Annotated in this window: 26 protein-coding genes; 16 read left to right on the plus strand and 10 right to left on the minus strand. The window is 71.7% G+C overall.

Annotation, left to right across the window (positions count from 1 at the left end; all coding sequences use genetic code 11):
- Nucleotides 1–77: 77 nt before the first annotated feature.
- Both leuE and ABD205_RS16630 read left to right on the plus strand, forming a co-directional pair.
- A complete protein-coding gene (gene leuE, locus ABD205_RS16625) occupies nucleotides 78–734 on the plus strand; it encodes a leucine efflux protein LeuE (RefSeq protein ID WP_344046674.1) in 657 nt (218 codons plus the stop codon).
- Between the two features lie 19 nt (nucleotides 735–753).
- Entirely contained in the window at nucleotides 754–1,119 is a 366-nt protein-coding gene (locus tag ABD205_RS16630) for a hypothetical protein (RefSeq protein WP_344046676.1), read from the plus strand.
- Between the two features lie 253 nt (nucleotides 1,120–1,372).
- Here the strand turns inward: ABD205_RS16630 and ABD205_RS16635 are convergent, their stop codons facing one another.
- On the minus strand, nucleotides 1,373–2,476 hold the full coding sequence (locus tag ABD205_RS16635; RefSeq protein ID WP_425573066.1) for a fatty acid desaturase family protein: 1,104 nt from the start codon (nucleotides 2,474–2,476) through the stop codon (nucleotides 1,373–1,375).
- A 161-nt stretch (nucleotides 2,477–2,637) separates the two neighbouring features.
- Here ABD205_RS16635 and ABD205_RS16640 point away from each other — a divergent pair, with 161 nt between their 5' ends.
- Genes ABD205_RS16640 through ABD205_RS16650 form a run of 3 tightly spaced genes read left to right on the plus strand, consistent with a single transcriptional unit; the run spans nucleotide 2,638 to nucleotide 5,049 of the window.
- Complete coding sequence (locus ABD205_RS16640) at nucleotides 2,638–3,420, plus strand: ABC transporter ATP-binding protein (RefSeq protein WP_344046680.1); 783 nt, start codon at nucleotides 2,638–2,640, stop codon at nucleotides 3,418–3,420.
- Nucleotides 3,417–4,262 (plus strand): ABC transporter permease, encoded by an 846-nt coding sequence (locus ABD205_RS16645; protein WP_344046682.1) that lies wholly within the window; start codon nucleotides 3,417–3,419, stop codon nucleotides 4,260–4,262. The genes ABD205_RS16640 and ABD205_RS16645 overlap by 4 nt, the downstream gene beginning before the upstream one ends.
- A 4-nt stretch (nucleotides 4,263–4,266) precedes the next feature.
- A complete protein-coding gene (locus ABD205_RS16650) occupies nucleotides 4,267–5,049 on the plus strand; it encodes a MerR family transcriptional regulator (protein WP_344046684.1) in 783 nt (260 codons plus the stop codon).
- A 169-nt stretch (nucleotides 5,050–5,218) separates the two neighbouring features.
- Here the strand turns inward: ABD205_RS16650 and ABD205_RS16655 are convergent, their stop codons facing one another.
- The 3 genes from ABD205_RS16655 to msrA all read right to left on the minus strand — a co-directional run bounded on the left by ABD205_RS16655 (nucleotide 5,219) and on the right by msrA (nucleotide 8,834).
- Nucleotides 5,219–5,605: a VOC family protein gene (locus ABD205_RS16655; protein ID WP_344046686.1), complete on the minus strand. Its 387-nt coding sequence runs from the start codon at nucleotides 5,603–5,605 to the stop codon at nucleotides 5,219–5,221.
- A 91-nt stretch (nucleotides 5,606–5,696) separates the two neighbouring features.
- Nucleotides 5,697–8,033, minus strand: a complete 2,337-nt coding sequence (locus ABD205_RS16660) for a putative bifunctional diguanylate cyclase/phosphodiesterase (RefSeq protein WP_344046688.1) — start codon at nucleotides 8,031–8,033, stop codon at nucleotides 5,697–5,699.
- Nucleotides 8,034–8,186: 153 nt separating this feature from the next.
- Entirely contained in the window at nucleotides 8,187–8,834 is a 648-nt protein-coding gene (gene msrA, locus ABD205_RS16665; protein WP_344046690.1) for a peptide-methionine (S)-S-oxide reductase MsrA, read from the minus strand.
- 85 nt (nucleotides 8,835–8,919) lie between these two features.
- Here msrA and ABD205_RS16670 point away from each other — a divergent pair, with 85 nt between their 5' ends.
- The 4 genes from ABD205_RS16670 (at nucleotide 8,920) to greA (ending at nucleotide 13,352) form a co-directional block, all read left to right on the plus strand.
- Nucleotides 8,920–10,080 carry a cystathionine gamma-synthase gene (locus tag ABD205_RS16670; RefSeq protein WP_344046692.1) on the plus strand — a complete coding sequence of 387 codons (1,161 nt, stop codon included), beginning with the start codon at nucleotides 8,920–8,922 and terminating at the stop codon, nucleotides 10,078–10,080.
- A gap of 84 nt (nucleotides 10,081–10,164) precedes the next feature.
- Nucleotides 10,165–11,457, plus strand: coding sequence for an AI-2E family transporter (locus ABD205_RS16675; protein ID WP_344046694.1), 1,293 nt, complete (start codon nucleotides 10,165–10,167; stop codon nucleotides 11,455–11,457).
- Entirely contained in the window at nucleotides 11,450–12,679 is a 1,230-nt protein-coding gene (gene ilvA, locus ABD205_RS16680) for a threonine ammonia-lyase (protein WP_344046696.1), read from the plus strand. Before ABD205_RS16675 ends, ilvA begins: the two co-directional genes overlap by 8 nt.
- A 166-nt stretch (nucleotides 12,680–12,845) precedes the next feature.
- A complete protein-coding gene (gene greA, locus ABD205_RS16685; RefSeq protein ID WP_344046698.1) occupies nucleotides 12,846–13,352 on the plus strand; it encodes a transcription elongation factor GreA in 507 nt (168 codons plus the stop codon).
- A gap of 194 nt (nucleotides 13,353–13,546) precedes the next feature.
- Here the strand turns inward: greA and ABD205_RS16690 are convergent, their stop codons facing one another.
- Entirely contained in the window at nucleotides 13,547–13,948 is a 402-nt protein-coding gene (locus ABD205_RS16690; protein ID WP_344046700.1) for a DUF4307 domain-containing protein, read from the minus strand.
- A 29-nt stretch (nucleotides 13,949–13,977) separates the two neighbouring features.
- Between ABD205_RS16690 and mca the strand changes: the two genes are divergently transcribed.
- Together mca and ABD205_RS16700 are read left to right on the plus strand one after the other, a co-directional pair.
- A complete protein-coding gene (mca, locus tag ABD205_RS16695; protein WP_344046702.1) occupies nucleotides 13,978–14,880 on the plus strand; it encodes a mycothiol conjugate amidase Mca in 903 nt (300 codons plus the stop codon).
- Entirely contained in the window at nucleotides 14,877–15,107 is a 231-nt protein-coding gene (locus ABD205_RS16700) for a hypothetical protein (RefSeq protein WP_344046704.1), read from the plus strand. The genes mca and ABD205_RS16700 overlap by 4 nt, the downstream gene beginning before the upstream one ends.
- A gap of 34 nt (nucleotides 15,108–15,141) precedes the next feature.
- Here ABD205_RS16700 and ABD205_RS16705 read toward each other — a convergent pair whose 3' ends face one another.
- Nucleotides 15,142–15,786 carry a class I SAM-dependent methyltransferase gene (locus tag ABD205_RS16705; protein ID WP_344046706.1) on the minus strand — a complete coding sequence of 215 codons (645 nt, stop codon included), beginning with the start codon at nucleotides 15,784–15,786 and terminating at the stop codon, nucleotides 15,142–15,144.
- Between the two features lie 205 nt (nucleotides 15,787–15,991).
- Between ABD205_RS16705 and ABD205_RS16710 the strand changes: the two genes are divergently transcribed.
- Complete coding sequence (locus ABD205_RS16710) at nucleotides 15,992–17,050, plus strand: TerC/Alx family metal homeostasis membrane protein (protein ID WP_344046708.1); 1,059 nt, start codon at nucleotides 15,992–15,994, stop codon at nucleotides 17,048–17,050.
- 58 nt (nucleotides 17,051–17,108) lie between these two features.
- Here ABD205_RS16710 and ABD205_RS16715 read toward each other — a convergent pair whose 3' ends face one another.
- From ABD205_RS16715 to ABD205_RS16725, 3 genes are read right to left on the minus strand one after another with little or no spacing between them, the layout of a single operon-like run.
- Nucleotides 17,109–17,798 (minus strand): ABC transporter ATP-binding protein, encoded by a 690-nt coding sequence (locus tag ABD205_RS16715; protein ID WP_344046710.1) that lies wholly within the window; start codon nucleotides 17,796–17,798, stop codon nucleotides 17,109–17,111.
- Nucleotides 17,791–18,624 carry an ABC transporter ATP-binding protein gene (locus ABD205_RS16720; protein ID WP_344046712.1) on the minus strand — a complete coding sequence of 278 codons (834 nt, stop codon included), beginning with the start codon at nucleotides 18,622–18,624 and terminating at the stop codon, nucleotides 17,791–17,793. The genes ABD205_RS16715 and ABD205_RS16720 overlap by 8 nt, the downstream gene beginning before the upstream one ends.
- Nucleotides 18,621–21,656, minus strand: coding sequence for an FtsX-like permease family protein (locus tag ABD205_RS16725; protein WP_344046714.1), 3,036 nt, complete (start codon nucleotides 21,654–21,656; stop codon nucleotides 18,621–18,623). The genes ABD205_RS16720 and ABD205_RS16725 overlap by 4 nt, the downstream gene beginning before the upstream one ends.
- Nucleotides 21,657–21,937: 281 nt before the next feature.
- Here ABD205_RS16725 and ABD205_RS16730 point away from each other — a divergent pair, with 281 nt between their 5' ends.
- The 3 genes from ABD205_RS16730 to ABD205_RS16740 all read left to right on the plus strand — a co-directional run bounded on the left by ABD205_RS16730 (nucleotide 21,938) and on the right by ABD205_RS16740 (nucleotide 23,693).
- Nucleotides 21,938–22,663: a GAF and ANTAR domain-containing protein gene (locus ABD205_RS16730; protein ID WP_344046716.1), complete on the plus strand. Its 726-nt coding sequence runs from the start codon at nucleotides 21,938–21,940 to the stop codon at nucleotides 22,661–22,663.
- A complete protein-coding gene (locus ABD205_RS16735) occupies nucleotides 22,641–23,252 on the plus strand; it encodes a LuxR C-terminal-related transcriptional regulator (protein ID WP_344046718.1) in 612 nt (203 codons plus the stop codon). The genes ABD205_RS16730 and ABD205_RS16735 overlap by 23 nt, the downstream gene beginning before the upstream one ends.
- Nucleotides 23,253–23,324: 72 nt before the next feature.
- The gene (locus ABD205_RS16740; protein WP_344046720.1) at nucleotides 23,325–23,693 is read left to right on the plus strand and encodes an MmcQ/YjbR family DNA-binding protein; all 369 of its coding nucleotides are present in this window, start codon (nucleotides 23,325–23,327) and stop codon (nucleotides 23,691–23,693) included.
- 15 nt (nucleotides 23,694–23,708) lie between these two features.
- Here ABD205_RS16740 and ABD205_RS16745 read toward each other — a convergent pair whose 3' ends face one another.
- Entirely contained in the window at nucleotides 23,709–24,908 is a 1,200-nt protein-coding gene (locus ABD205_RS16745) for a cysteine desulfurase-like protein (RefSeq protein WP_344046722.1), read from the minus strand.
- A gap of 157 nt (nucleotides 24,909–25,065) precedes the next feature.
- Here ABD205_RS16745 and ABD205_RS16750 point away from each other — a divergent pair, with 157 nt between their 5' ends.
- Nucleotides 25,066–25,566: a hypothetical protein gene (locus ABD205_RS16750; RefSeq protein ID WP_344046724.1), complete on the plus strand. Its 501-nt coding sequence runs from the start codon at nucleotides 25,066–25,068 to the stop codon at nucleotides 25,564–25,566.
- The last annotated feature ends 48 nt before the right edge of the window (nucleotides 25,567–25,614 follow it).

The raw sequence follows: 25,614 nt of genomic DNA on the forward strand, positions 1-25,614 counted from the left end.
CGTGCAGTGACGCGCGGCAGCCGTGCACCCCGGTGAGGATGTGCGCACCAGGGACGCGTGGTGCCACACTCCGAGGCGTGCTGGGCGTGACCGATCTCGGGACCTATCTGATCGGGACGATCCTCATCGTGCTGCTGCCCGGCCCGAACTCGCTCTACGTCCTCTCGGTCGCCGCGCGGCGCGGGGTCCGCAGCGGGTACGCCGGCGCCGCCGGTGTCTGGACCGGCGACGCCGTGCTGATGACGCTCTCGGCGGGCGGGGTCGCCTCGATGCTGCAGGGCAACCCGCTCCTCTTCGGGATCGTGAAGTTCCTCGGCGCCGGCTATCTCGGCTGGCTCGCGCTCAACATGCTGCGCGGCGCCTGGGCCATGTGGCGGGCACGGCGCTCGCCGGTGGAGGAGGCCGTGTCCGAGCAGCCCGCCGTCGCGGGGGAGAGGCCCTACCGGCGCGCGCTGGTGATCAGCCTGCTCAACCCCAAGGCGATCCTGTTCTTCGTCGCGTTCTTCGTGCAGTTCGTCGACCCGCACTACGGCACGCCGGCGCTGTCGTTCCTGGTGCTCGGCGCGATCGCCCAGGTCGCCAGCGCGACGTACCTCTCGATCCTCATCGTGTGCGGCGACCGGCTCGCGGGTGCGTTCCGGCGCCGCCGCCGGGTCTCGGCCGCGGCGACGTCGAGCATCGCGGCGATCTTCCTCGCGTTCGCCGTCAAGCTCTCCCTGGCCAGCGGAGGCTGAGGCGATCTAGCCTCGGCGCATGAGCTACCCGGTCTCACAGGCCGATCTCGGCCGCGCCCTGGAGCAGTACGCCGAGGGCTACCTGCTCACCGTCACCGCCGACGCCACGACGCGCGCGGTCGCGGTGCGGCCACGGCTCGTCGACGGCCGCGTGGTCGTGGGCGCGGGCCGGTCGAGCAGCGCCAACGTCGCCCTCCACCCCCAGGTCACGGTGCTGTGCCCGCCGACCGGGGAGAAGGGCTTCACGCTGCTGGTCGACGGCGTCGCCACTGTCGAGGGCGACGAGATCCGGGTCGAGCCGACGAGCGTGGTGCTGCACCGGCCGCCCTACCACTCCGACGGGCCGCCGCCGCCCGACTACGCGGGCGGCAAGGCCGTCTGCTGACGGCGAAGGGCACCGTCTCCAGTGGAGACGGTGCCCTTCGCGTGAGACGGGTGCTGTGGCTCAGATCCCGCCGCGGCCTCCACGGACGCGGCCGAGGATGAACAGCACGATGGCCACGATGGCCACGATGACGAGGATGGTCCACAACATGGTGCGACTCCGTTCGTTGGTGATGAAGCGTTCGAGCGGCCGACCGCTCTGATCACTCAGGTGCCCGAGTCGTCATCGGTTCAAACTGCCACCCGGACCGTGCTCAGGCGACCGCCGGCCGGGCGAAGAGCTTGCGCAGCTGAGGGAGCAGGTTGTCGCGGCGCGTCTCGCGCAGCCAGCGGTTCGGGAGCGAGAGCCGGACGACGCGGTGCCATGCGGAGTACACCTGGGGCACCAGGGGCCGGCTGCAGTAGGTGAGGCCGTACTTGTCGAAGAGCGCGCGCACCTGCGGCGCGATCTCCGCGTAGCGGTTGCTCGGCAGGTCCGGGAAGAGGTGGTGCTCGATCTGGTGGGAGAGGTTGCCCGTCATCAGGTGCATCGCGGGAGACCCGGAGATGTTCGCGGACCCGAGCATCTGGCGCAGATACCAGTCGCCCCGGCTCTCGGCCGGGTCGAGCTCGTCGAGCTCGAAGACCTCCACGCCCTCGGGGAAGTGGCCGCACATGATCACCGAGTGCGACCACACGTTGCGCGCCAGGTTCGCGACGGCGTTGGCCGCGAGCGTGGAGCGCCAGGCGCGACCCGAGAGCGCGGGCCAGATGACGTAGTCCTTGAGGGCCTGCTTCCCGGCCTTCTTCAGGGTCTGCTTGGCCTCGCGCCTCTTCTCCGGAGACATCCGCTTCTTGTCCCGGACGTGCTCGCCGAGGTCGAGGTCGTACATCGCGATGCCCCACTCGAAGATGCAGGCGGTGACGAGGTTCCACAGCGGCTGGGCGAGGTGTCGCGGCTTCCAGTCCTGCGCCTCGTCGACCCGCATGATCCCGTAGCCGAGGTCGTTGTCGTGCCCGACGATGTTCGTGAAGGAGTGGTGCACCTGGTTGTGCGCGCGCTTCCACTGCTCCGGCGGCGACGCGTGGTCCCACTGCCAGGTGGAGGAGTGGATCTTGGGGTCGCGCATCCAGTCCCACTGACCGTGCAGCACGTTGTGGCCGATCTCCATGTTCTCCAGGCTCTTGGCCACCGCCAGGCTGGCCGTCCCGAGCAGCCAGGCGGCCTTGCTGCGGCTGCGCAGCAGGGCGAGGCGGCCGCCGAGCTCGAGCAGCCGCTGCACCTTGATGACGCGCCGGATGTACGCCGCGTCGCGCTCTCCCCGGCTGTCCAGGACCTCCTGCCGGATGGCGTCGAGCTCCTTGCCGAGCAGGGTCACGTCAGATCGCGTGAGTCCTCCCGGCCGTGTGGGCTCAGTGGCGACGGCCTCGGCGATAGTCATCCGGCACGGTACCCAGTGGCGAGCACCCGCACCGAATCCCCACAGGCTGGAGATCGGTGCTTGACCTTGACGCAGCGTCAACCCTCCAGGCTGAGCTCATGACCACATCCACACCTGCCATCGAGGTCGCCGGGATCGCCAAGTCGTACGGCGACCAGCCCGTCCTGCGCGGGATCGACCTCACCGTGCCCACCGGCACCGTCTACGCCCTCCTCGGGCCCAACGGCGCCGGCAAGACCACCATGGTCCGCATCCTCTCCACCCTCATCGCACCGGACGCCGGAGGGGCCCGGATCGCCGGGTTCGACGTGGTGACGCAGCCCGACGGCGTACGCCGCTCCATCGGAGTGACCGGGCAGTTCTCCGCGATCGACGAGCTGCTGACGGGCCGGGAGAACCTCCGGCTGATGGCCGACCTGGCGCACCTGCCCGCACGTGAGGCGGCTGCCCGGGTCGACGAGCTGCTCGACCGCTTCGGGCTGGTCGATGCGGCCGACCGGCGCGCGGCGACGTACTCCGGAGGGATGAAGCGCCGCCTCGACCTCGCCATGACGCTGGTGAGCCGCCCGCGGCTGATCTTCCTCGACGAGCCGACGAGCGGGCTCGACCCGCGCAGCCGGCGCGACCTGTGGCGGATCGTGCGCGAGCTGCTCGCGGACGGCGTGACGATCTTCCTGACCACGCAGTACCTCGAGGAGGCCGACCAGCTCGCCCACACCGTCGGCCTGCTCGACGGCGGACGCCTGGTCGCGACGGGCACGCCCGCCGAGCTCAAGGCCCAGGCCGGCGGCGAGACGCTCGACGACGTCTTCCTGGCGCTCACCGGCCATGCCGCCACCCCCACCACCGACGACGACGACGAGACGGAGACGGTCCGATGACCACGACGACCACCACGAGCACGACCACCACGACCACCACGACCGCGGCGTGGACCGAGGGCATCCGCGACTCGGTCACGATGCTGCGCCGCAACCTCAAGCACCTGATCCGCTACCCCTCGCTGACGCTGATGATCATCGGGATGCCGGTCGTCTTCCTGCTGCTGTTCGTCTTCGTCTTCGGGGGCACGATGGGCGCCGGGCTCCCCGGAGGCGCCGGCAGCCTGGACCACCGGTCCGACTACCTGCACTACGTCACACCGGCGATCCTGGTGATGACGGTGGCCTCGGTGGCGAACAGCACCGCGATCGTGGTCGCGAAGGACGCGACGGAAGGCATCATCGACCGCTTCCGGACGATGCCGATCGCCCGGTCGGCGCCGCTGACCGGCCACGTGCTGGCCGCGATGCTGCAGACGGTCTTCGCCGTGCTCGTCGTGCTCGCCGTCGCGATGGTGCTGGGCTACCGCGGTGGCGGCTCGCTGGCCGGCTGGGCCGGTGCCGCCGGCATGATCCTGCTCCTGGGCGTGGCCGTGACCTGGCTCAGCGTCGCGCTCGGCCTGGCCAGCGGCAGCGTCGAGGCCGCCAGCAACGCTCCGCTCCCGCTCATCCTGCTGCCGTTCCTGTCGAGCGGCTTCGTGCCCACCGACTCGATGCCGACCGTGCTGGCGTGGATCGCGGAGCACCAGCCCTTCACCCCGATCATCGAGACGCTCCGTGCGTGCCTCGAGGGGCGCGACCCCGGCTCGGACGCGTGGTGGGCGATCGGTTGGTGCGTGCTGATCGCGCTGGTCTGCTTCCGGTGGGCCTGCCGCGTCTTCGGCCGGGTTCGGGCAGTCTGACCCCATGCTCACCATCAGTCAGCTGTCGGCGTACGCCGGGGTCACCGTGCGCGCGGTGCGGCACTACCACCACATCGGGCTGATGCCGGAACCGGCCCGCGACGCCTCCGGCTACCGGACGTACGGCGCCGGCGACGTCGTCCGCCTCATCCGGATCCGGACGCTGGCCGAGGCCGGCGTACCCCTGGCCCGGGTGCAGGAGCTCCTCGGAGCGACCCCGGCGGAGTTCGGCGAGGCCGTCGCGCAGATCGACGCCGAGCTCCGCGCACGGATCCGCGAGCTGCAGGAGCACCGCAGGCGGATCGCCCGGCTCGCCGACGGTGACTCGCTCGCGCTGCCTGTCGAGGTGGTCGACTACCTCGACAGGCTGCGGGCGAGCGGTGCGTCGGAGGCGATGGTCGAGGGCGAGCGCGACGGCTGGATCCTGATGGCCGCCCGCTGGCCCGAGAAGATCCCCGAGATCATGGCCGACAAGACGGCTCAGCTGGAGGACCCGCGGACGGTCCGTCTCTATCGTCTGATCGATGAGCTGGTCGCGGACGGCGTCGCGGGCAGGAGCCTGGACGAGGAGAAGCTCGGCTCCGTGGCCGACCTGATCGCCGACTTGGCCGAGCAGTCGGCGGAGCGTGGCGAGCTGGAGCGGCAGAGCGCGGAGATGAGCGACGACGCGTTCGTCGGCCTCATCGACTCCTACGCCTTCGACGCCCATCCCCTCGTGGAGCGTCTCCAGGAGATGCTCACCGAACGCGGCTGGACCGGCTGGAGCCGGATGGAGCGGGCGCACTGACCCACCCGCCGAGACGTCGATCCATCCGGTCCGAGACGTCGATCCATCCGGTCCGAGACGTCGATCGCCCGACATCCACCCTTGCCGGGCGCGGCCCCGGACCTCCCGGGGCCGCGTCCGTCTGACGGGCAGCCCCGGGGCGGGCCGTCCGACGATCTCGCGGCAGCGCTCAGCCGACCTTCGCGTCGTCGATGCACATGATGTTGCCCTCGCTGTCCTTGAACCACGCGGCGTGCCCCATGCCCTCGATCGAGGCGATGTCGCCGTCCCAGATGACACCGGGCATGTCGTAGTGCTCGAACGCGAGTCCCTTCGCCTTGAGGTCGCGGACCTCGTCGGCGACGTTCCCGACGTGCCACTGGGCGATGGTGTGGCCCGCCTGACCGGCGAACTCGGTCTCGTAGAGGTAGAACGTGGTCCCGCCGGCGGTGTCGTAGATGAGCCCGCCCGGGTCCCTGCTGGTGGGCGTGAGCCCGAGCGTGTCGGCGTAGAAGGCCTCTGCCCGAGCGAGGTCTGCGGCCGGAACGTTGGCGGTCACCAAGCTGTCGTTCAGCATCGCTGCTCCTTAGGGTCAGGAAGTGCCCGAGCCGCTTCCCTGGCAACGTAGCCCCGTCGGCGCGGGCTGGCCATGACCCGCAGCCGGTGCCTCAGGCGGACTCGGCGGCCACGGTCCCTGCGAGCCGGTCGGTGGCGAGGACGACCAGCAGTTCGGACACCGGCATCGGCCGGTGGAGCAGGAAGCCCTGGGCGAGGAGGTCGTCGCCGTCGGCGGCCAGCGCGGCCAGCTGCGACTCCCGCTCGATGCCCTCGACGACGACCCCGAAGCCGAGCGTGCGACCCATCGCGATGACCGAGCGGAGCAGCGCGAGGGCCCGCTCGTCGGTGTCGATGTCCTGGGCGAGGGTGGCGTCGGCCTTGATGTGCTGCACCGGCAGGTCGTGGAGGTAGCTGATCGAGGAGAAGCCGACGCCGAAGTCGTCGATGGCGATCTCGGCGCCCGCCGCGCAGATCGCCTCCATGGTCGCGAGCACGCGTGGGTCCAGGTCGATGCCCTGCCGCTCGGTCACCTCGAGCACCAGGGTGATCCCGCGCATCGCGGACACCGCCCGGCGCACGCTGTCGACGAAGGTCGGCTCCCGCAGCTGCCTGGCGGAGATGTTGACCGCGAGCAGGAACGGGCCGTCCACGGCCGCTCGCAGCGCACGGGCGTCGGTGGTCGCCGTGGCGAGCACCTGCTCGCCGAGCTCGACGATCAGCCCGGCGTCCTCCGCGGTCGGGATGAACAGGTCGGGGGGTACGGCGACGCCGCCGCGCCGCCACCGCGCGAGGGCCTCGACGCCGACGATCCGGCCGGTGTCGACGGCGACGATCGGCTGGTAGGCGATGTCGAGCTCGGCCCGGTCCAGGGCGCGACGCAGGTCGTCAACCAGCTCGAGCCGCTCCAGGCGGGAGCGGCCCATCGTGTCGACGTACTCCTCGACCTCGCCCTTGCCGGCGACCTTGGAGGCGTACATGGCGAGGTCGGCCTTGCGAACCAGCCCGGTGGCCGTGTCGCCCGGGCTCGCGAACGCGATGCCGGCGCTCGCGCCGATCGACATCGTGTGCCCGTCGACGCAGAGCTCCTCGCGGAGGGCGGCCAGCAGCCGGTCGCACATGACCTCGATCTCGAGCGGTCGGCGCCGCTCGAACAGCACTGCGAACTCGTCCCCACCGAGCCTGGCGACCGTCCCCATGTCGCCGACGCACGACCGGAGCCGCCCGGCGAGCTCGACGAGCACCTGGTCGCCGGCCTCGTGGCCGTAGCGGTCGTTGATCGGCTTGAAGGCGTCGAGGTCGATGAAGAGGAGCCCGACCGGCCGCTCGGTGGCGCTCGCGGTCTCGAGCGCCCGCGTCACCCGGTCGAGCAGGATGCCGCGGTTCGGCAGGTCGGTCAGCGGGTCGTGGCGCGCGATGTGCACCATCTCCTCGGTCAGACCCAGGCGCGACAGGGCCTCGGCGGCGACGGCCGCGAGCGCCTTGAGCCCCTGCTCGTCAGCGTGCGAGGTCGACCGCGCCCGGTCGAGCGCCTTCGCGATCACCCAGGTCGGCGTCCGGCCACCCTCCACGAGCGCTCCGATCTCGGAGCGCCCGGGCGCGGTGGACCGCACGGCGACCTGCGAGAGCCGCAGCAGGCGGCCGGCGTCGTCGACCAGCGCGGCCTCCACCTCGGCACGGGTGGTGAGGGTCTGGGCGCGTACCGCCGCGTCGAAGAGGACCGTGAGCCGCCGGGCGTTCTCCTGGCCGCGCGTCACGGCCCGGGTCGCGACGAGCAGTGTCACGAGCGGTACGCCGAGCAGGCTGAGCCCCCACCACGGCGTCGCCCGGTGCACGACGGCGGCGAGGTATCCCAGCGTGTCGAACGGGACGAAGCATGCGATCGCCACCAGTGTCTGGCGCTGCACCAGGTTGCGCGTGAAGCGGCGGCCGCTGCTGATCGTCACGGACACCGCCGAGAGCACCAGGTCGGTGCTGAAGTACGCCGCCGCGGCGAGGGCGACGGCGGCCAGCTCGCGGGCGGTCCCGATGCTGTCACCGCGGACCTCGGTGAGGACAACGGCGGCGAGCGCACCGGCGATGATGCCGACGCCGACGTTGAAGAGGCGCGACGCGAGCCGCTTGTCGGCGGCCAGCTGCGTCGCGAGCACGCCCAGCGACCACATCACCAGTGCGTCCGTCGCGTGGAACGTGCACAGCATGAAGATCAGGATCGTCGAGTCGAAGCCGATCTCGATCCCGCCCCGGTCCGCCCTGTCGAGGACGATCGGGAAGCGCGCGACGACGACGGTGAGAGCGACACCACCGATCGACATCAGCGCGGGCACGGTGTGCGTGTCCGACACGGCCGCCACGACGCACCCCACTGCGACGGCGATCCCGATGAGGCAGATGACGAGGTTGAACAGCAGGCCCTTGGTGACACGGGTATCAGCAGGCGTGTCCGACATGGCGAGACCCCCGCGATCTGTCCGGGACGACGATGGCTGCTTCATTGTTCGTCCCGCGGGGGCGCGACCTGAGCCGTTCCCTGGAGGTTGACCCGAACGGACCGGGCCCGTGCCGGTGGTCTAGTCATCTCTGACCACCGGCACGTCATCCGGTCAGGCCGGGAAGCGGATCCCCGTCGTGGAGTGGCAGCGGTAGCCGTTCGGCACCCGGTCGAGGTACTGCTGGTGAGCGGGCTCGGCCGGGTAGTAGGCCGGCGCCTCGCGCACCTCGGTGGTGATCGGGTCGAACCCCCGTCGGGCCAGCTCCTCGCCGTACACCTTGGTGAGCTCGCGCGCCGTCTGCTCCTGCTCCGGCGTGGTGAAGTAGATCGCGGAGCGGTACTGCGTGCCCACGTCGTTGCCCTGGCGCATGCCCTGGGTCGGGTCGTGCACCTCGAAGAACGTCTTCACGAGGTCGGCGTAGGACACCACCGAGGGGTCGAACACGATCCTGATCGCCTCGGTGTGGTTGGTGCGCCCGCTGCACACCTCCTCGTACGTCGGGTGGGGCGACGTGCCGCCCTGGTAGCCGACCGAGGTGGCGTAGACGCCGGGCTTCTTCCAGTAGATCTCCTCGGCGCCCCAGAAGCAGCCGAGGCCGAAGTACGCGACCTCGTAGCCCTCGGGCGTCGTGCCGTCGCCGGGCGTCGCATCGAGGGCGGTGCCGAGCACGCGGTGGTGGGCCGGCAGCTCCCACATCTGGGTCTCGTGGCCGGGCAGGGTCTGCTCGGGGGAGAAGAGGGACTTCGGACGACCGAACATGGTGGTCCTCCTTCACAGGGTCTGGTGGTGGCATCCATCCAACACCGGCGAGGCGCCGGACGTTCCCGGTGACTAGGCTCGGTCCGTGACCCAGGAGCACCGGAACAAGTCAGGCTTCGAGACGAAGGCCATCCACGCCGGATACGAGCCCGACCCGACCACGGGTGCGGTGAACCCGCCCATCGTCGCGTCGAGCACCTACAAGCAGGACGGCGTCGGCGGCCTGCGCGGCGGCTACGAGTACAGCCGCTCCGCCAACCCCACCCGCACCGCGCTCGAGGGCGCGCTCGCGGCCGTCGAGGAGGGGGAGCGGGGCTTCGCGTTCGCGAGCGGCCTCGCCGCCGAGGACACCATCCTGCGCAGCCTGCTGAAGCCGGGCGACCACATCGTCATCCCCGACGACGCGTACGGCGGCACCTTCCGGCTCGTCGACAAGGTCGCCAGGCCCTGGGGCCTCGAGCACACCCCGGCCGCCGTCCACGACCAGGCCCTGGTGGCCGAGGCGATCCAGCCCGGCCGCACCAAGCTGGTCTGGGTCGAGACGCCGACCAACCCCCTGCTCAACATCGCCGACATCGCGGCCATCGCGAACCTCGCGCACGCGGCCGGCGCGCTGCTCGTCGTCGACAACACCTTCGCGTCGCCCTACCTCCAGCAGCCGCTGACCCTCGGCGCGGACGTCGTCGTCCACTCGACCACCAAGTACGTCGGCGGCCACTCCGACGTCGTCGGCGGGGCGGTCGTCGTGCGCGACCTCGACCTGGCGACCCGGATCGGTTTCCACCAGAACGCCATCGGCGGCATCTCGGGGCCGTTCGACGCGTTCCTCACCCACCGTGGCCTCAAGACGCTGGCCGTCCGGATGGACCGGCACTGCGACAACGCCGAGCGGGTCGTCGACTTCCTCGTCAACGACTCGCGCGTCGCCGAGGTCATCTACCCCGGCCTCGAGAGCCACCCCGGCCACGCCGTCGCCTCCCGCCAGATGAAGCGGTACGGCGGCATGGTGTCGTTCCGGGTCAACGGCGGCGAGAGCCAGGCGCTGGCGGTGTGCGAGCGCGCCGAGGTCTTCACCCTCGGCGAGTCCCTCGGCGGCGTGGAGTCGCTCATCGAGCACCCCGGCCGGATGACGCACGCCAGCGTCGCCGGCACCGACCTCGAGGTGCCCGCTGACCTGGTCCGGCTGAGCGTCGGCATCGAGACGGCCGAGGATCTCATCGCCGACCTGGACCGGTCGCTCGGATAAGGCTCGCTCGCGTCCGCACCTCGCCGGCGAACACGACGGGCGCCGCTGCCTGTTGGTGATGACTGACGCCCTAGTCTCGGCAACATGACCGACGAGAACCCGACGGACCCGGCGCCGGGCCCACCGCCGCCCGGACCGCAGCCGGACGAGGCGCGATTCGCCGCTCGGCTGTTCCACCAGTGGACGCAGCTGCGCGAGGAGCGCCAGGCGCAGCTGGCCGTGCCGGCCGCGGCGTTCGTGCCGGCCGGCCCGGCCGAGGTGCCGCGGGGCGTCGAGCTGGCCGCGCAGTGGGCCTGGCGGTTCCTGGTCATCGCAGCGGCCGGCTACGTGCTGGTCCGCGCGCTCGGGTTCCTCGAGGTCGTCGTGATCCCGGTCGTGGTGGCCCTGCTCGTCGCTGCGCTCGTCGTGCCCCTCGTCTCGGCGCTCGTGCGGATCGGGCTGCCGCGTGGCCTGGCATCTCTGCTGGTCGTCCTCGGTGGCCTCACGTTCGTCGCCGCTCTGCTCACCTTCGCCGGGCAACAGGTCGCCAACGGCGCGAACGACCTGGCCGACCAGACGGTCCAAGGCCTCGACGAGATCAAGAACTGGCTCAAGACCGGCCCGCTGCACGCGAGCGACAGCCAGATCAACGACTACATCGACAAGGCGCAGCAGAGCATCACGGACCGCAGCAAGAGCGGCGGCATCATCGGTCGTGTCGGCGCGGTCGGCACGGCCGTCACGCACGTCTTCGCGGGCATCTTCATCACCCTGTTCGCGACGTACTTCTTCCTCGCCGACGGCGACCGCATCTGGGCCTGGCTGGTCCGGCTGTCGCCGCGTGCCGCGCGCGGTCAGGTCGACGGCTCGGGCCGCGTCGCCTGGATCTCGCTCACCCAGTTCGTCCGCGCGACCGTGATCGTCGCTGCGGTCGACGCGATCGGCGTCATGATCGTGGCGGCCATCCTCCGGGTGCCATTCGTCGCGGCCATCGGCGTGCTGGTCTTCCTGGGCGCGTTCGTCCCGCTCATCGGCGCCACGGTCGCGGGCAGCGTCGCCGTCCTCGTCGCGCTCGTCGACCAGGGTCCGGTCACCGCGCTGCTGATGCTCGGCGGTGTGATCCTCGTGCAGCAGCTCGAGGCGCACGGCCTGCAGCCCTTCCTGCTCGGCCGCTGGGTGTCGGTGCACCCGCTCGCTGTCATCGTCGCGATCGCGACGGGCGTGGTCGTGGCCGGCGTGGCGGGCGCGCTGGTCGCCGTACCGCTGGCCGCCGCCCTCAACGCCGTCACCCAGCACCTCGCCGCCGGCACCGACGTCGGTGCCGACCCCGAGGAGGAGCTGGCAGAGGACTACACGGAAGATGTCGATCCCGAGGATGCGGAGGTGACCGGTGAGTGAGCCGGCGACGAACACAGGAACGGTCACGCTGGCCGACATCGAGGCGGCCCGCGAGGTGCTCCGCGACGTGATCATCGAGACGCCCGTCCAGGGCGCGCGTTGGCTCGAGGAGCTGACCGGCGGACCCGTGCGTTTCAAGTGCGAGAACCTGCAGCGCACCGGCTCGTTCAAGTCTCGCGGTGCCTACGTGCGGATCTCGCGCCTGAGCGCCGAGGAGCGGGCACGCGGCGTCGTCGCTGCGAGCGCCGGCAACCATGCTCAGGGCGTCGCGCTCGCCGCCCAGCAGCTCGGCATCTCCGCGACGGTGTTCATGCCCGAGGGCGCCCCGATCCCGAAGGAGAAGGCGACCCGCGGCTACGGCGCCACCGTCGTCTTCGAAGGCCGCTACCTGGAGGACAGCCTCGTCGCCGCACGGCGGTTCGCCGAGGAGACCGGCGCCGTGCTGATCCACCCCTTCGACCACGTCGACATCGTGGCCGGCCAGGGCAGCGTCGGCCTGGAGATCCTCGAGCAGGTGCCCGAGGTGCGCACCGTCGTGGTGCCGACCGGCGGCGGCGGGCTGCTCGCCGGTATCGCCCTGGCGATCAAGGCGAAGAACCCGGGCGTCCGGGTCGTCGGCGTCCAGGCCGAGGGCGCGGCGGCGTTCCCGGGCTCGCTGAACCAGGGGCACCCGCTCGCGCTGCCGTCGATGAAGACGATGGCGGACGGCATCGCGGTGGGGCTTCCGGGCGACATCACCTTCGCCGTCGTACGCGACCACGTGGACGAGATCCGCACCGTCTCCGAGGAGTCCCTCTCGCGGGCGCTGCTCGGCGTCCTCGAACGGGCGAAGCTCGTGGTGGAGCCGGCCGGCGCGGCGGCCGTCGCGGCGGTGCTCGACGACCCCGCGGCGTTCCCCGGCCCGACGGTCGTCGTGCTCTCCGGCGGCAACATCGACCCCCTGCTCCTGAACAAGGTGATCCGCCACGGCCTCGCCTCAGCCGGCCGGTACCTGACGCTCCGGGTCGTGATCCCTGACCTGCCCGGGGGGCTGGCCAACCTCCTCGCGGAGGTCGGCGGCGCGGGCGCCAACGTGCTCGAGGTCGCCCACGCCCGCAACAGCCCGATCCTCAGCCTCGACGAGGTGGAGGTGCTGCTGCAGCTGGAGACGCGTGGCGAACCGCATGCCGCCCAGCTGTGTGAGCGACTCCGCTCGCGGGGGTACAGGGTCGACGCCACGTGACGCGTGGCGCCGTCTCGACCACGCCCTGAGGCCCGACTTGCTAGACTGATCGATCTGACAGTCCGCTGGGCCGTCGAGAGAGGATGCGCCCCGCCGACTGAGTCACGTCTCGCGATCGTGTCTTCTCCGTGTCGCCCAGCATCCCGATTCACCCAGGAGTGCCCTCATGACTCAGCAGACCGAGACCACGCCCACCGTGTGGTTGGCGAAGTCCGCCTACGACCAGCTGGCCGCCCAGCTGGCGGACATGAAGGGTCCGCAGCGCCAGGTCGTCGTCGCCGAGATCAGCGCGGCGCGCGACGAGGGTGACCTCAAGGAGAACGGCGGCTACCACGCCGCCCGCGAGGCACAGGGTCGTCTCGAGGGCGAGATCCAGGCTCTCGAGGCGCTCCTTCGTACGGCCGACACCACCGAGCCCGCCGACGACGGCATCGTCGCCGCGGGCAAGGTCGTCGAGTACAAGTACGACGGCGACGACGACGACGAGGTCGAGACCTTCCTGCTCGCCTCCATCGAGATGAAGCCGTTCTACGACGGTGACGTCTTCAGCCCGCAGGCCCCGATCGGTCAGGCGCTCCTCGGCCACAAGGCCGGCGAGACGGTGGAGTTCACCGGTCCGACCGGCCGGACCATCAAGGTCCAGGTGCTGCGCGCCGAGCGCTTCCAGGCCTGAGTCGCCGAGTCGGCGCATCCTCGCAGCTCACAGGGGCCGAGTCGGCGCATCCTCGCAGCTCACAGGGGCCGAGTCGGCGCATCCTCGCAGCTCGCCTGCGCTCGCGTGCGAGGATGCGCCGACTCGGCCTTGCTCGCGTGCGAGGTTGCGCCGACTCGGCCTTGCTCGCGTGCGAGGTTGCGCCGACTCGACGGTCAGCGGGCGTCGTTCTGTGACGCGGTCGTGCAGCCGATCTTCTCCACCGACGTGGCGAGGCGCTCGGTCCTGATCGTGACGTCGTTGCGCCCGCCGGTCGGCACGAACGACGCGTCGCCGACGACCGTGTGGTCCTCGGCGTACGCCCGCAGCAGGCACTGCGGGTCCTTCGCACCGGACCGCAGGTCGACCTGGACCGTCGCGTTCACGGAGTGCTCGTCGACCACCTTCCAGGTGGTCAGGTCCGAGGTGACCTCCGGTGTCGAGTGCACCCAGACGGCCCACGCCAGCCAGACCGCCAGCAGCACCGAGAGTGCGAGCCCGACGGCGAGGAACACCTTCGGCCAGGGGGAGGGCTGTGCGGCGTACCGCTGAGCGATGCGCGGATCCTGCTGAGTCACCGCCCTACTGTCCCACCTAGGATCAACGTATGCCCGAGCACCCCCGCGCCGCAGACTGGCCCGGCCTTCGCCTGATGCACGTCCACGCTCACCCCGACGACGAGTCGAGCAAGGGGGCGGCCAGCACGGCGATGTACGCCGCCAACGGCGTCGACGTCCACGTGGCGACGTGCACCGGCGGGGAGCGCGGGTCGATCCTCAACCCGAAGATGGACCGGCCGGGGATCCTGGACAACATCCACGAGATCAGGCGCCAGGAGATGGAGCGTGCCCGCGACATCCTCGGCATCACCCAGGACTGGCTCGGCTACGTCGACTCCGGCTGGCCCGAGGGCGACCCGTTGCCGCCGCTGCCGGAGGGCTGCTTCGCGCTGGTCCCGGTCGAGGAGGCGGCCGTGCCGCTGGTGCGGCTGATCCGCTCGTTCCGGCCGCACGTCCTGACGACGTACGACGAGCGCGGCGGCTACCCGCACCCCGACCACGTCATGTGCCACAAGGTCAGCGTCTACGCGTTCGAGAAGGCCTCCGACCCCGAGTGGCACCCCGAGCTGGGGGAGGCGTGGCAGGCGCTCAAGCTCTACTACCACCACGGCTTCAATCGGCCGCGGACGCTCGCCCTGCACGAGGCGATGCTGGAGCACGGCTTGGAGTCGCCCTACGCCGAGCGGCTGGAGAGCTGGAAGCCGGAGCCGGAGTGGGACGCCCGGATCACCACCAAGGTGCCGTGCTCGGACTTCTTCGGCGTGCGCGACCAGGCGCTGCTCGCCCACGCCACCCAGATCGACCCCGACAGCTGGTGGTTCGCGGTCCCGCACGAGATCCAGGCGAAGGTCTGGCCGACCGAGGACTTCGAGCTCGTCACGAGCCACGTCGACACCACCGTGCCGGAGGACGACCTGTTCGCCGGCATCACCGCGAAGGAACACCCATGAACAGCCTGATCACCACCGTCGTCACCACCTGGGCGAGCCAGGGCCCGAAGCCCGAGGACGTCAAGGCCGGGTGGACCGCCTTCGTCGTCTTCCTGCTGCTGCTCGTCGCCGTCGCCCTGCTCGGGTGGAGCCTGTCCCGGCAGCTGAAGAAGGCCGAGCGCAACAAGGAGGCCGGCATCCTGCCGTCGTCCAAGAAGGAGCGCCAGGGGCACGCGCCCCAGGCATGATCGGCCTGGCGTGATCGCGTCAGGCGTGATCGCGTCAGGTCAGGCGGACCACCCGCACCAGGCAGTCCCACGCCCGTAGCTCGTGCCCGGGGTGGTCGTGGTCGCCGTGCTCGTGGCCGGGCTCGGCCACCGGCCGCGCGACCCGGCCCGCCTTGACCACGTCGTACGACGCCCCCGCCGATCGACAGAAGGCGTCCAGGTCGCCGAGGACGTCCTCCGCGGTCATCAGCACCTCGGGGTCCTGCGGGCCACCCGTGCCCTCGGTCAGGTTGGTGGTGTCGTGACCCACCAGCAGGAACGTGCCGCCGACCCGCAGCGACCCGAAGGCATGGCCGGTCGTAGCGCGGCGGGCGGCCGGCGGGACGTGCAGGTAGGCCTCCATCGCCAGGTCCACGGGCTCGGGCGCGACCCAGGTCGTGGCGTCCGCGCACACCCAGGAGATCGGCAGGTCCCCGGCGACCGTCAGGCCCTTGTCGAGCGCGACCTGGGAGAAGTCGACAGCGGTCACCCTCCAGCCGAGCCTCGCCAGGTGGATGGCATTGCGGCCCTCGCCGGCGCCGAGGTCGATCGCCAGGCCCGGCTCGAGGTCGGCCACCTCCTCGGCCACGAACCGGTTGGCCTGCGCCGACCAGACCAGCTCGGTGCCGGCGTACCGCTCGTCCCACTCGCTCGCGTCCACGGCGTCACGCTACTCGCGCCCCGCGTTGGGAGGTGGGTGGAGGACCGTGCGACAATGGCCGTCGTATGGAGGGGAGTATTCCTTCGCGGCGGTGTCGTCAATACGGCTCGCTCCTCGGAGCGGACCCGGTGCCGTCGATCCACGAGTCCCGTGGGTGGAAGAGACCTCCGGAGGCCTGCTATGCACTCCGGAGGAGTCACTTCGCATGAACGCTCTCTACGGCGACTCGGTCGCCTCGCCCACCGTCTGGGCGGTCACCACGGTCGTCCTCGTCAGCCTGCTCGCGCTCGACATCTTCGTCATCGCGCGCCGACCGCACGAGCCGACGATGGCGGAGGTCGGTCGTCACCTGGCGCTGTTCGTCGGCCTTGCGGTGCTGTTCGGCATCGGCCTGGCGGTCTTCGCCGAGCCGCACGCGCTCTCGCCCAACCCGTCGGCGGAGTTCTTCGCGGGCTGGCTGACCGAGTACTCGCTGTCCGTCGACAACCTCTTCATCTTCATCATCATCATGGCGAAGTTCGGGGTGCCGCGGCAGTTCCAGCAGACGGCGCTGATGGTCGGCATCGTGATAGCGCTGGTCATGCGGGGTGCGTTCATCCTGCTCGGCGCGGCTGCGATCAACCAGTTCAGCTGGGTCTTCTACCTGTTCGGGCTGTTCCTCGTCTTCACCGCGGTCAAGCTGGCCCGCGAGGGCGGCGAGGACGAGGACGAGTACGAGGAGAACCGTCTCGTCCGGTTCGCCGAGACGCACCTCCCGGCCACGTCCGACTGGCACGGCACGCGGCTCCTCGCCCGGATCGACGGCAAGCGCCTGCTGACCCCGATGTTCTTCGTCGTGCTCACCCTCGGCACGACCGACCTGCTCTTCGCGCTCGACTCGATCCCGGCGATCTACGGCCTCACCAAGGACCCCTACATCGTGTTCACCGCGAACCTCTTCGCGCTGATGGGACTGCGGCAGCTGTACTTCCTGATCGGCGGCCTGCTCGAGCGGCTCATCTACCTGTCCTACGGGCTGGCGTTCCTGCTCGGGTTCATCGGCGTGAAGCTCATCCTGCACGCGCTCCACGAGAACGAGCTGCCGTTCATCAACGGCGGCCACCCCGTCGAGTGGGCACCCGACATCCCGATCTGGCTGTCGCTGGTCGTCATCGTCGGCACGCTCGCCGTCACCACCATCGCCAGCCTGATCGGCTCGCGCTCGATGTCCGACGAGGACCGCGACGCGGCCACCGGCCCGCGGCGGGAGTGGCACCACCACTGACCCGCCCGGACGTCATACGGCTCGGCTGCCAGGACCACCGGCCCGTATGACGTTGCCGTCAGATAGCGGCGCGCAGTACGTCGGCCAGTGGCCGCGCCCAAGTGGCGACGCCCTCGTCGAGGGCCAGCTCGCCGTCGGCCTCGGCCGCGGCCTCGGGGTCGTGGGTCGCCAGGACGACGATCGCACCACGGTGCGCCTCGCCGCGGAGCGCGGAGATCATCCGCTCGCGGTTGCCGGCATCGAGGTCACTGGTCGACTCGTCGGCGAGGATGAGCGCGGGCCGCTGGGCGAACGCACGTGCCAGTGCGACACGTTGCTGCTGCCCGCCCGACAGCTCGTCGACGAGATGGCGTCCCGACTCCGCCAGACCGACCAGCTCGAGCGCCGCGGTCGTCCGGCGCAGCGCGTCGGCCGGCGAGACCTTGCGGGTCAGCAGGGGCACGAGGATGTTCTCCTCGGCCGACAGCGAGCCCGCGAGGCCGTTGCCCTGCGGGATGAGCGCGACACCGAGGGCCGCGGCGCGGTCGCGGCCCGTGAGCGCGTCGTCGCCGAGCGTCACGGCTCCGGTCGTCGGCGTCAGCGCGGCGCCCAGCGCCCACAGGAGGGACGACTTGCCGGCACCCGAGGGTCCGGTCACCGCCAGGAAGGCGCCGGGCGGGAGCCGCAGGTCGAGGGGCTGGACGGCGCGGTGGGGACCGTCGGGCCCGTCGTAGGTCACGGAGAGGCCGTCGGCGATCAGGTCACTCATGGGTCCCCTCCGGGACGATCTCGTAGCGCCCGTCCGCCTGGTGGAAGCGGACCAGCGTCCCCGGCGGCAGGTCGTCGCGGACGTGGGCGGGCAGTGGAAGGAACCCGTCGGCGGTGACGACGGCGTACTCCTCGCCGCTGCGGCCCTCGCCCCCGACGCGACCGTCGCGGATCGTGACGGTGCGGGGGAGGAAGGCCGCGACGTGAGGGTCGTGGGTGACCAGGACGACGGTCGTGCCCTGGCTGCGGTTGATCTCGGCCAGGCGGGTGAGGACGCCGTCGCGCGCCTCGTGGTCGAGCTGGCTGGTCGGCTCGTCGGCCAGCAGCAGACCCGGGCGGGGCGCGAGCGCGACAGCGAGTGCGGCGAGCTGCAGCTCACCGGGGGTGAGCGTGCTCAGTGGCGCGTCCGCATCCGCGTTCAGGCCCACGTCGGCGAGCACCTCGCGAGGCTCAGGCACGTCCTTGCCGGAGCGGCGTGCCGCGCGCTGCGCGAAGCGGACGTTCTCGGCCGGGCTCGCGTAAGGGAGGAGGTTGCGGGCGGCGCCCTGCAGCGTCAGCGAGACCTCGGTCGCCCGGAGCCGGTCGATCTCGCGCCCGGTCGCCGTGGAGAGCTCGGCGTCACCGATGTGGATCTTGCCGGCCGAGGGGCGGAAGACACCGGCGAGCAGGTTCATCAGCGTCGACTTGCCGGCGCCCGACGGTCCGAGCAGGCCCATCAGCTCGCCCGGCGCGACGTGCAGGTCGACGCCCGAGAGCGCCGCCACGTCGTGGCCCTCGGCGCGGTAGATGTGCACCAGGCCGTTCGTGCGCACCATCAGGCCGGTCATGCGGTCTCCCGGAGTCGGTCGAGGGATGCTCGGCGGAAGACGGTCCAGCCGAGGACGGCGCTCCAGCCCGTCAGGACCACGAGGGCGGCCGCCGCGACGACGAGGACGGGCAGCCACGGCGTCGCCAGGTCCAGTGTGGACACGCCCGGCGCCTCGGCGAAGAGCGGCACGATCGGCATCGAGAGCGCCGCGCCGAGGAGGCCGCAGGCGGCACCGGCCACGGCGCCGAGCACGACGGCGGGCAGCTGTGCGGTCCAGGCCAGCGAGCGCACGGAGCGGCGGGGGACGCCGCTCAGCCACAGCGCGGCCAGGTCCCGGGCCCGCACCCGCCAGCTGCTGACCGCGAGCACGGCGAGGAGCAGCAGCGCGACAGCGACGCCGGCGAGGCCGACGAGGAGTCCGAGCCGGACGCTCCATGCGGCGGTGGACTGGTCATATCCGCGGCGTACGTCGGCCAGCGTGGTCGTGTCGACGAGAGCGATGCCCTGCTCGTGGAGCGCCGCGGTCACCTCATCGAGCGCAGCCCGGTCGGAGGCCCAGAGCTCGATCCGCGCGTCGGACGCCACCGTGGCGGCGCGCCGCAGGACGTCGAGATCGACGACCGCGGTGCGCTCGGGGGCACCCGGCACCCGGGCGAGCCGACCGACGACACCCGCGGCTCGGGTGCGGCCGTCCAGACCGGTCAGCTGGAAGCTGTCGCGCGGCGTCGCGTCCGTGATCAGCGCCGGGACCTGGAGCGGCACCCAGCCCTGGGACACGGTGACGCGCTGCTGGCCGTCGGTCCGAGCGGCCAGCGAGATGCCGCCGGGGTCGGTGCTCGGCACCAGGCTCGCGCCGGTCGGGTCCTGGAACGGTCGCCAACCCTGCCCCAGCGGCACGGCCACGCCGTCGGCGGTGACGTCGCTCAGCCCGACCGTGCCGGCCATGCTCGAGCCGACCAGCGTCGACAGGGAGAGCGAGACGAGGGTGCAGCCGTCGACACAGCTCACCGTGGTGGTCAGGCGGCGCGTGCCCGCGCTCGGCAGGGCGCCGAACTCGGTGTGGAAGACGTGGTCACCGGCGGCGAGATCGGCGCCGAGGGTCACGGTCACGGCGCTGCCGTCCTGGGCGGTGCTCGTCAGGCCCCGGTCGGTCGCCACGAGCGAGAGCCGGTTGCCCTTCACGGTCACCGGCGCGGTGTCGGTGCCGGTCAGCCCCGTCCAGGACGCCGCGGTCCGGTCCTCGTCGGGCAGCAGGGCGATCCGGCGGAAGTCGGCGGGTCGCACCGCCAGGGTGGTGACCGCGTCCGCCGCAGGAGCCTTCAGCCGGACGACCGGGGTGACGGCGTGCGACCCGCCTGTCGCGGTCTCGACGGCGGCCAGGTCGTTGGAGTCGACGAGCGCGACGTACGGCGCGCCGGCCTCCTGAGCGGCGGCGGCCGCGCGGTTGCGGTCGGCGACCGCGACCGCGTCGATCGAGAACACGGCGAGCGCCGCCGCGACGGTCACCACGGTGACGGTGCTGCGCAGCGCGGGCCCACGGGCGGCCTCGAGGAAGCCGACGCCGAGGCGGGCGCGGCCTCGGCGCAGCAGCGCTCGGCCCGTGCCGGCCGCGAGCGGCGTCAGGACGTGCGCGAGCAGCAGGCCGACGAGCAGCGCGACGACCGCAGGGGCGATCAGGGCGGCCGGACCGTCGAGACTGCCGCTGAGGAAGGCGGCGACGACGACCGCGCAGCCGGTGATCAGGACGGCGTCGAGGACGCCCACCCGCCAGCCGCGACGCACCGTCGAGCTGCGTCGCAGCAACGCGTCGACGGGGATCCGGGCGACACGGGACGCGGCCAGGAGGGTGGTCCCGACGAGGACGAGCACGGCGGCGGCCAGCGCGATCCAGAACGGCGGCCGGACCTCCACCCCGGCGTCGCCGGGCAGCAGACGGGTCGCGACCAGGCAGCCGACCCACGCGGCGGCGACCCCGGGCACCACGCCGAGCAGGACGGCGGGCAGCAGCTCACCGAGCAGCAGGCGCCGCGCGCCACGCACACCTTCGCCGCGCAGCCGCGCGACGGCGACCTCCGATCGGCGCAGGTCGGTCACCGCCCGCAGCGCTAGCCACAGCACCACGAGCCCGAGCAGCGCCAGCTGGGCCATCAGCAGCGGCACGATGATGCGCGAGTCCTTCTGCTGGGAGCGCAGGTCGTCGGCGATGTCGGTCAGTCCGGTGGTCAGCCGCAGACGCGGTCCGGTCGACGCGTCGAGCCACTTCGTCCGCAGGGCGGTCAGCGTGCTGCCAAGCTGCAAAAGGTCGTCGGCGCCGACGTGGTCGGGGCGCAGCTGCAGGCCGACGTACGACTGGACCTGGGGGAGGCCTGTTCCGCTCGTGAAGGTCTGCTCGGGGGTGAGCCAGACGTCGTGTCGCTGCTGCCTCGGGGGGCCGTCGCTGAACGTGCCCGAGATGCCGGTGAGGGGCTGGACGAACCAGTCGTCGCCCGGCACCTCCTCATAGGCGCCGACGACGGTCAGCTCGCGGGTCGGTCCGAGGACGGTCGGGATCACGCTGGGCTCGGCCACCGTGAGCCGCTGCTTGTCCCTGAGGCCGAGCTTGTGGACGTCGGCCGAGCTGACCAGGATCTCGCCCGGTGCCTCGGGGCACCGTCCGGAGACGACCCGGACGTGCTCGCACGCGCCGGTGCGCCACATGAGCTGGCCGGTGAGGCCGCGGTCGGGCATCACGTCGAGGTTGTCGGTCCATCCCAGCACCGGGGCGCGGTATGAAGCCAGAGCCGATCGTGGGAACTTCGCCAGCAGCTGCGTCGGCGTCGGCGGGGGTTCGGACTGGCTCGCCTGGAACACCGTGCGGTTGTCGATGCGGGAGGACGCCTCGAGCTGGAGGCCGGAGCTGAGCTGGGTCGCCTGCGCGAGCCGCACGTCCACGAGCGACTCGCGCATCGCGAGGTCGTACAGCGGCGCGAACACGGCGCAGGCCGTGACCAGCGCCGCCAGCACCGCGAGGGCCGCGGCCTGGCCCTTCCGGTATCGAAGCGCGGCCCACATGGCCGCATACTCTCGCATGACATCCGGCACATGGGGGAACAGGGGCAGGCGAGGCTCTGTGGGGACCATGACATACTTCGCATCGGCTCAAGCAGTCGGGCCTCGACGCGATCGGCGCCCGGCTGGTGCCGATCGTCCTGTGCGCCACCCGCGCATCGGCGTCCACGCCACGGTCTCCGCGCTCACGCGCGGACCCCGCTTCGGTGTACGTCCGGCCGGGTGAGCATGACTCGAGGAGGATCACCCGTGTATCGACCGGACAGCTGCCGAGGTGGGTCGCGATGACGCAGCAGCAGGCGCCGCTCGACGAGGCGGTCAAGGCGTTCCAGGCGCTTGCCGACCTGATCTACCAGGCGGACTCGTACGAGGAGGTCTACGACTCGATCTGCCGGACGGCCGTCGGCGCTGTCCCGGGTTGCGACCATGCCGCCGTGATGACGATGCGGGCGGGGGAGAGCCCCATCTGCGAGGCGGCGACCGACGAGATCGCGCGGCGGATCGACGAGCTGGAGCGCGAGACCGGCGAGGGGCCGTGCCTCGACGCGATACTGACCCAGAGCTTCGAGTGCGACCCCGACATCACCGACGGGTCCTCGTGGCCGCGGCTCGCGGAGCGTGTCCTCGCAGAGACGCCCGTCCGAGGGATGGTCGGCTACCGGATCCTGATCGGCGACCGGAAGGCCGGCGCGCTCAACCTGTTCTCGGACACCGCGGGCGCGCTGACTCCCGACGCCGGCAGCATCGGCGCGATCATGGCCGCGTTCGCCTCGGTCGCCCTCTCCGCGGCCTCCGAGCACGAGAGCGCCCAGAGCCTGCGCGGCGCGCTCGACAGCAACCGGGAGATCGGCAAGGCGATCGGGCTGCTGATGGCGACGAACGGGCTCAGCGACCAGGAGGCGTTCGGCATCCTGCGGGACGCCTCCAGCAAGCTGAACCTGCGGCTGGCCATCGTGGCCCGCCAGGTCGTCGACCAGCACAACGACGATGCCGGCACTGACGAGGGCTGACGACGCCGCGCGTCAGCCGCGGTCGCTCCGCGTCGTCGTGGCGAGCCATCGCGAGATCGTCGCGCGCGGCCTCGTCTCGATCCTCGCCGACCATCCGGAGGACGTCGTGGTCAGCGTCGCTTCGAGCCTGCGGTCCGTCGGACCGACGGTGGACGTCGTGCTCTACGACCTGGCGCTGCTCGACGACACCGGCCCGACGCCGCTCCAGGACCTGATCAGGGCCGCCGGCGGCCGTGTCATCGGCATCGCGGAGCCGTCCGACGGCGTCCATCGCAACCTCGCCGAGCAGTACGGCGTCGCCGGATGCGTCCCGACAGGTGCTCACGGCGGCGAGCTGCTCGCCGCCATCACCGCGGTGGCCGCCGGACGGAGGCTGCCGCGCCCGGTCGAGGAGCGGGGGCCGCTCACGCCACGCGAGGCCGAGATCCTCGCCCTGATCGTGCAGGGTCTCTCGAACGCCGAGATCGCGCGCGAGCTGGTGATCAGCCCCAACACGCTGAAGAGCCACATCCGGCAGGCCTACCGTCACATCGACGTCACCACCCGCGCGCAGGCGGTCGCCTGGGCGACGCAGCGCGGCGTCGTCTGACGTCGCACACGACTCCGATCCGGTCGTGGGCTCGGCCTCTTGGCTGTCGGTGGTCTGTGCCAGGCTCGGGACATGCCCGATCGCCCGCCCGTGCCACCGGAGTGGGTCCGCAGGATCAGCGATGTGCTCCTGCGGTTCCCCGAGTGCGTGGAGGTCGACGCGTGGACCGGCGTCGCCTGGCGCGTCGGCCAGGCGACGGTCGCGCACGTCTTCGGCGGCGAGGACCAGCTGATCCGGATCACGTTCCGGGCCGAGCCGGACGAGGTGATGGCGTTCGAGCACCTCGGGTCGCCGTACTTCCGTGCCTCCTGGGGGCCGAACGTCGTCGGGCTCCTGCTCGACGACGACACCGACTGGGCGGAGCTCGCCGAGCTGCTGACCGACTCCTACTGCCTCCAGGCGCCCGTGCGTCTGGCCAGTCAGGTGCCGCGACCGGCGTGACGCTCCGTCGGGCGGCTAGGCGGCGACCTCGGCCACGCCTGCGATGAGTCGCTCGACGTCGTCGAGGTTCGTGTACGGCGCGAGCCCGGCCCGCACGGCACCGGCGTCCCCGAGGCCGAGCCACCGTGACGCCTCGAGCGCGTAGAAGTTGCTCGCCGGGGCGTTGACGCCGGCGGCGGCCAGATGCTCGTACACCGTGCGACCGTCCCGTCCGGCGACGGTGAAGAAGACCGTCGGCGTGCGGCGCTTCGGGTCGCCGTGCACCGTCACGCCGCCGATCCCGTGCAGACCCTCCAACAGCCGCCCGAACAGCCGCTCCTCGTGCTCGGCGACCGCCTGCACCGACTCCAGGATGCGGGTGCGGCGGTCGGTCGCGACCGAGGCGAGGCCGGCGATGTAGTCGATCGCCGCCGTCGTGCCGGCCAGCAGCTCGTAGGGCAGCGTGCCGAGCTCGAATCTCTCCGGCACGTCGTCCGTCGACGGCAGCAGCTTGTCGTTGGCGACCCGCGCGAGCAGGTCCGGTGCCGCCACGACGACGCCGTGGTGCGGCCCGAAGAACTTGTACGGGGAGCAGGCGTAGAAGTCGGCCCCGATCGCCCGGACGTTGACCGGTGCGTGCGGCGTCAGGTGCACCCCGTCGACGTACAGCAGAGCGCCGGCGTCGTGCACCGCCTCGGCGATCGCCGGGAGGTCGGGACGGGTGCCGAGCACGTTGGACGCACCTGTGACGGCCACGAGCCTGGTGCGCCGCGACAGCTGCTCGCGGACCTCGGAGACGGCCAGCTCGGCCGTCCCCCGATCGAAGCCGACCCACCGCACGGTCGCGCCGGCCGATGCCGCCGCCTGCACCCAGGGCCGGACGTTCGCGTCGTGGTCGAGCCGCGTCACCACGACCTCGTCCCCCGGACCCCACTCCTTCGCGAGGGCACGTGAGACGTCGTACGTCGCCTGCGTCATCGACCGCGCGAACACCACCCCGCCCGCCTCGCATCCGAGCAGGTCGGCCACCGCCAGCCGCGCCTCGACCACGACCCCGTCGGCGCGACGCTCCGCCTCCGTGACGCGACCGCGGTTGGAGATCCCCGAGGTCAGCGTCCGCGCCACCGCCTCCGCCACCTGGCGGGGCACCTGCGTTCCGCCGGGACCGTCGAAGTAGGCGATGCCGGTGTCCAGCGCAGGGAAGTCACCACGGATGCGCGTCAGGTCCAGAGCCATGGGGGTCATCTTGCTCCAGGCACCCCCGAGGGGAGCACCACCATGAGCCGGGTCGGCGCGCGCGTGGCGGCCTTGCGCGTCCCGTCGACCGGGCAGACGATGAAGGATCGCGGCGCGCAGGGGGCCGTGCCCGCGGGCTCAGATGAGGAGGGAACACATGAACACCGCACGCCTTCACCTGCCCAAGCAGTCGGTCATCGCGCTGACTCTGGCCCTCGTCACCATGCTGTTCGTGGTGCCGTCGGCAGCGGCCGGCGGCCAGCACGGCCGCCACACCCGCGTCGAACGGTTCCTGCTGGTCAGCACCAATCCGGACTCGCCGGACAACCAGCCGGTCCTGGGATTCGGGCCGATCCACGCGAAGGGCGTCGATCACGTCGTGAGCGACACCCAGGACGTCTTCCAGTTCCCGGCCGGGTCACTGTCGGTGACCCACACGCCGAAGAAGACGCACGACTCCTCGGACCCGGTGACGTGCCTGTTCACGTTCTCCGAGCGGGGGACCTACGAGATCACCGGCGGGACCGGCGCGTACGCCGGTGCGTCCGGCCACGGGAACTACCGAGTGGCCGGGACCGGGATCGGCTGCGACGAGAACGCCGCCCCTGAGGTGTTCACGCTCACCATCAACGCGATGGGGCCCTTGCACCTGATGTAGGACGCCCGAGGGGGTGGAACGGTCCTGGACCGCTCCACCCCCTCCGGG

Origin of the sequence: Nocardioides panacihumi (genome assembly GCF_039530925.1) — a bacterium.
In the GTDB taxonomy this organism is placed as follows: Bacteria; Actinomycetota; Actinomycetes; order Propionibacteriales; family Nocardioidaceae; genus Nocardioides; species Nocardioides panacihumi.

Excerpts from the sequence above, each read along its gene's own strand:
- ABD205_RS16630 (WP_344046676.1), top strand. The coding sequence starts at position 754 with ATGAGCTACCCGGTCTCACAGGCCGATCTCGGCCGCGCCCTGGAGCAG.
- ABD205_RS16640 (WP_344046680.1), top strand. The coding sequence starts at position 2,638 with ATGACCACATCCACACCTGCCATCGAGGTCGCCGGGATCGCCAAGTCG.
- ABD205_RS16645 (WP_344046682.1), top strand. The coding sequence starts at position 3,417 with ATGACCACGACGACCACCACGAGCACGACCACCACGACCACCACGACC.
- ABD205_RS16650 (WP_344046684.1), top strand. The coding sequence starts at position 4,267 with ATGCTCACCATCAGTCAGCTGTCGGCGTACGCCGGGGTCACCGTGCGC.
- ABD205_RS16655 (WP_344046686.1), bottom strand. The coding sequence starts at position 5,605 with ATGCTGAACGACAGCTTGGTGACCGCCAACGTTCCGGCCGCAGACCTC.
- ABD205_RS16660 (WP_344046688.1), bottom strand. The coding sequence starts at position 8,033 with ATGTCGGACACGCCTGCTGATACCCGTGTCACCAAGGGCCTGCTGTTC.
- msrA (WP_344046690.1), bottom strand. The coding sequence starts at position 8,834 with ATGTTCGGTCGTCCGAAGTCCCTCTTCTCCCCCGAGCAGACCCTGCCC.
- ABD205_RS16675 (WP_344046694.1), top strand. The coding sequence starts at position 10,165 with ATGACCGACGAGAACCCGACGGACCCGGCGCCGGGCCCACCGCCGCCC.
- greA (WP_344046698.1), top strand. The coding sequence starts at position 12,846 with ATGACTCAGCAGACCGAGACCACGCCCACCGTGTGGTTGGCGAAGTCC.
- mca (WP_344046702.1), top strand. The coding sequence starts at position 13,978 with ATGCCCGAGCACCCCCGCGCCGCAGACTGGCCCGGCCTTCGCCTGATG.
- ABD205_RS16700 (WP_344046704.1), top strand. The coding sequence starts at position 14,877 with ATGAACAGCCTGATCACCACCGTCGTCACCACCTGGGCGAGCCAGGGC.
- ABD205_RS16710 (WP_344046708.1), top strand. The coding sequence starts at position 15,992 with ATGAACGCTCTCTACGGCGACTCGGTCGCCTCGCCCACCGTCTGGGCG.
- ABD205_RS16715 (WP_344046710.1), bottom strand. The coding sequence starts at position 17,798 with ATGAGTGACCTGATCGCCGACGGCCTCTCCGTGACCTACGACGGGCCC.
- ABD205_RS16720 (WP_344046712.1), bottom strand. The coding sequence starts at position 18,624 with ATGACCGGCCTGATGGTGCGCACGAACGGCCTGGTGCACATCTACCGC.
- ABD205_RS16725 (WP_344046714.1), bottom strand. The coding sequence starts at position 21,656 with ATGTGGGCCGCGCTTCGATACCGGAAGGGCCAGGCCGCGGCCCTCGCG.
- ABD205_RS16730 (WP_344046716.1), top strand. The coding sequence starts at position 21,938 with ATGACGCAGCAGCAGGCGCCGCTCGACGAGGCGGTCAAGGCGTTCCAG.
- ABD205_RS16735 (WP_344046718.1), top strand. The coding sequence starts at position 22,641 with ATGCCGGCACTGACGAGGGCTGACGACGCCGCGCGTCAGCCGCGGTCG.
- ABD205_RS16740 (WP_344046720.1), top strand. The coding sequence starts at position 23,325 with ATGCCCGATCGCCCGCCCGTGCCACCGGAGTGGGTCCGCAGGATCAGC.
- ABD205_RS16745 (WP_344046722.1), bottom strand. The coding sequence starts at position 24,908 with ATGGCTCTGGACCTGACGCGCATCCGTGGTGACTTCCCTGCGCTGGAC.
- ABD205_RS16750 (WP_344046724.1), top strand. The coding sequence starts at position 25,066 with ATGAACACCGCACGCCTTCACCTGCCCAAGCAGTCGGTCATCGCGCTG.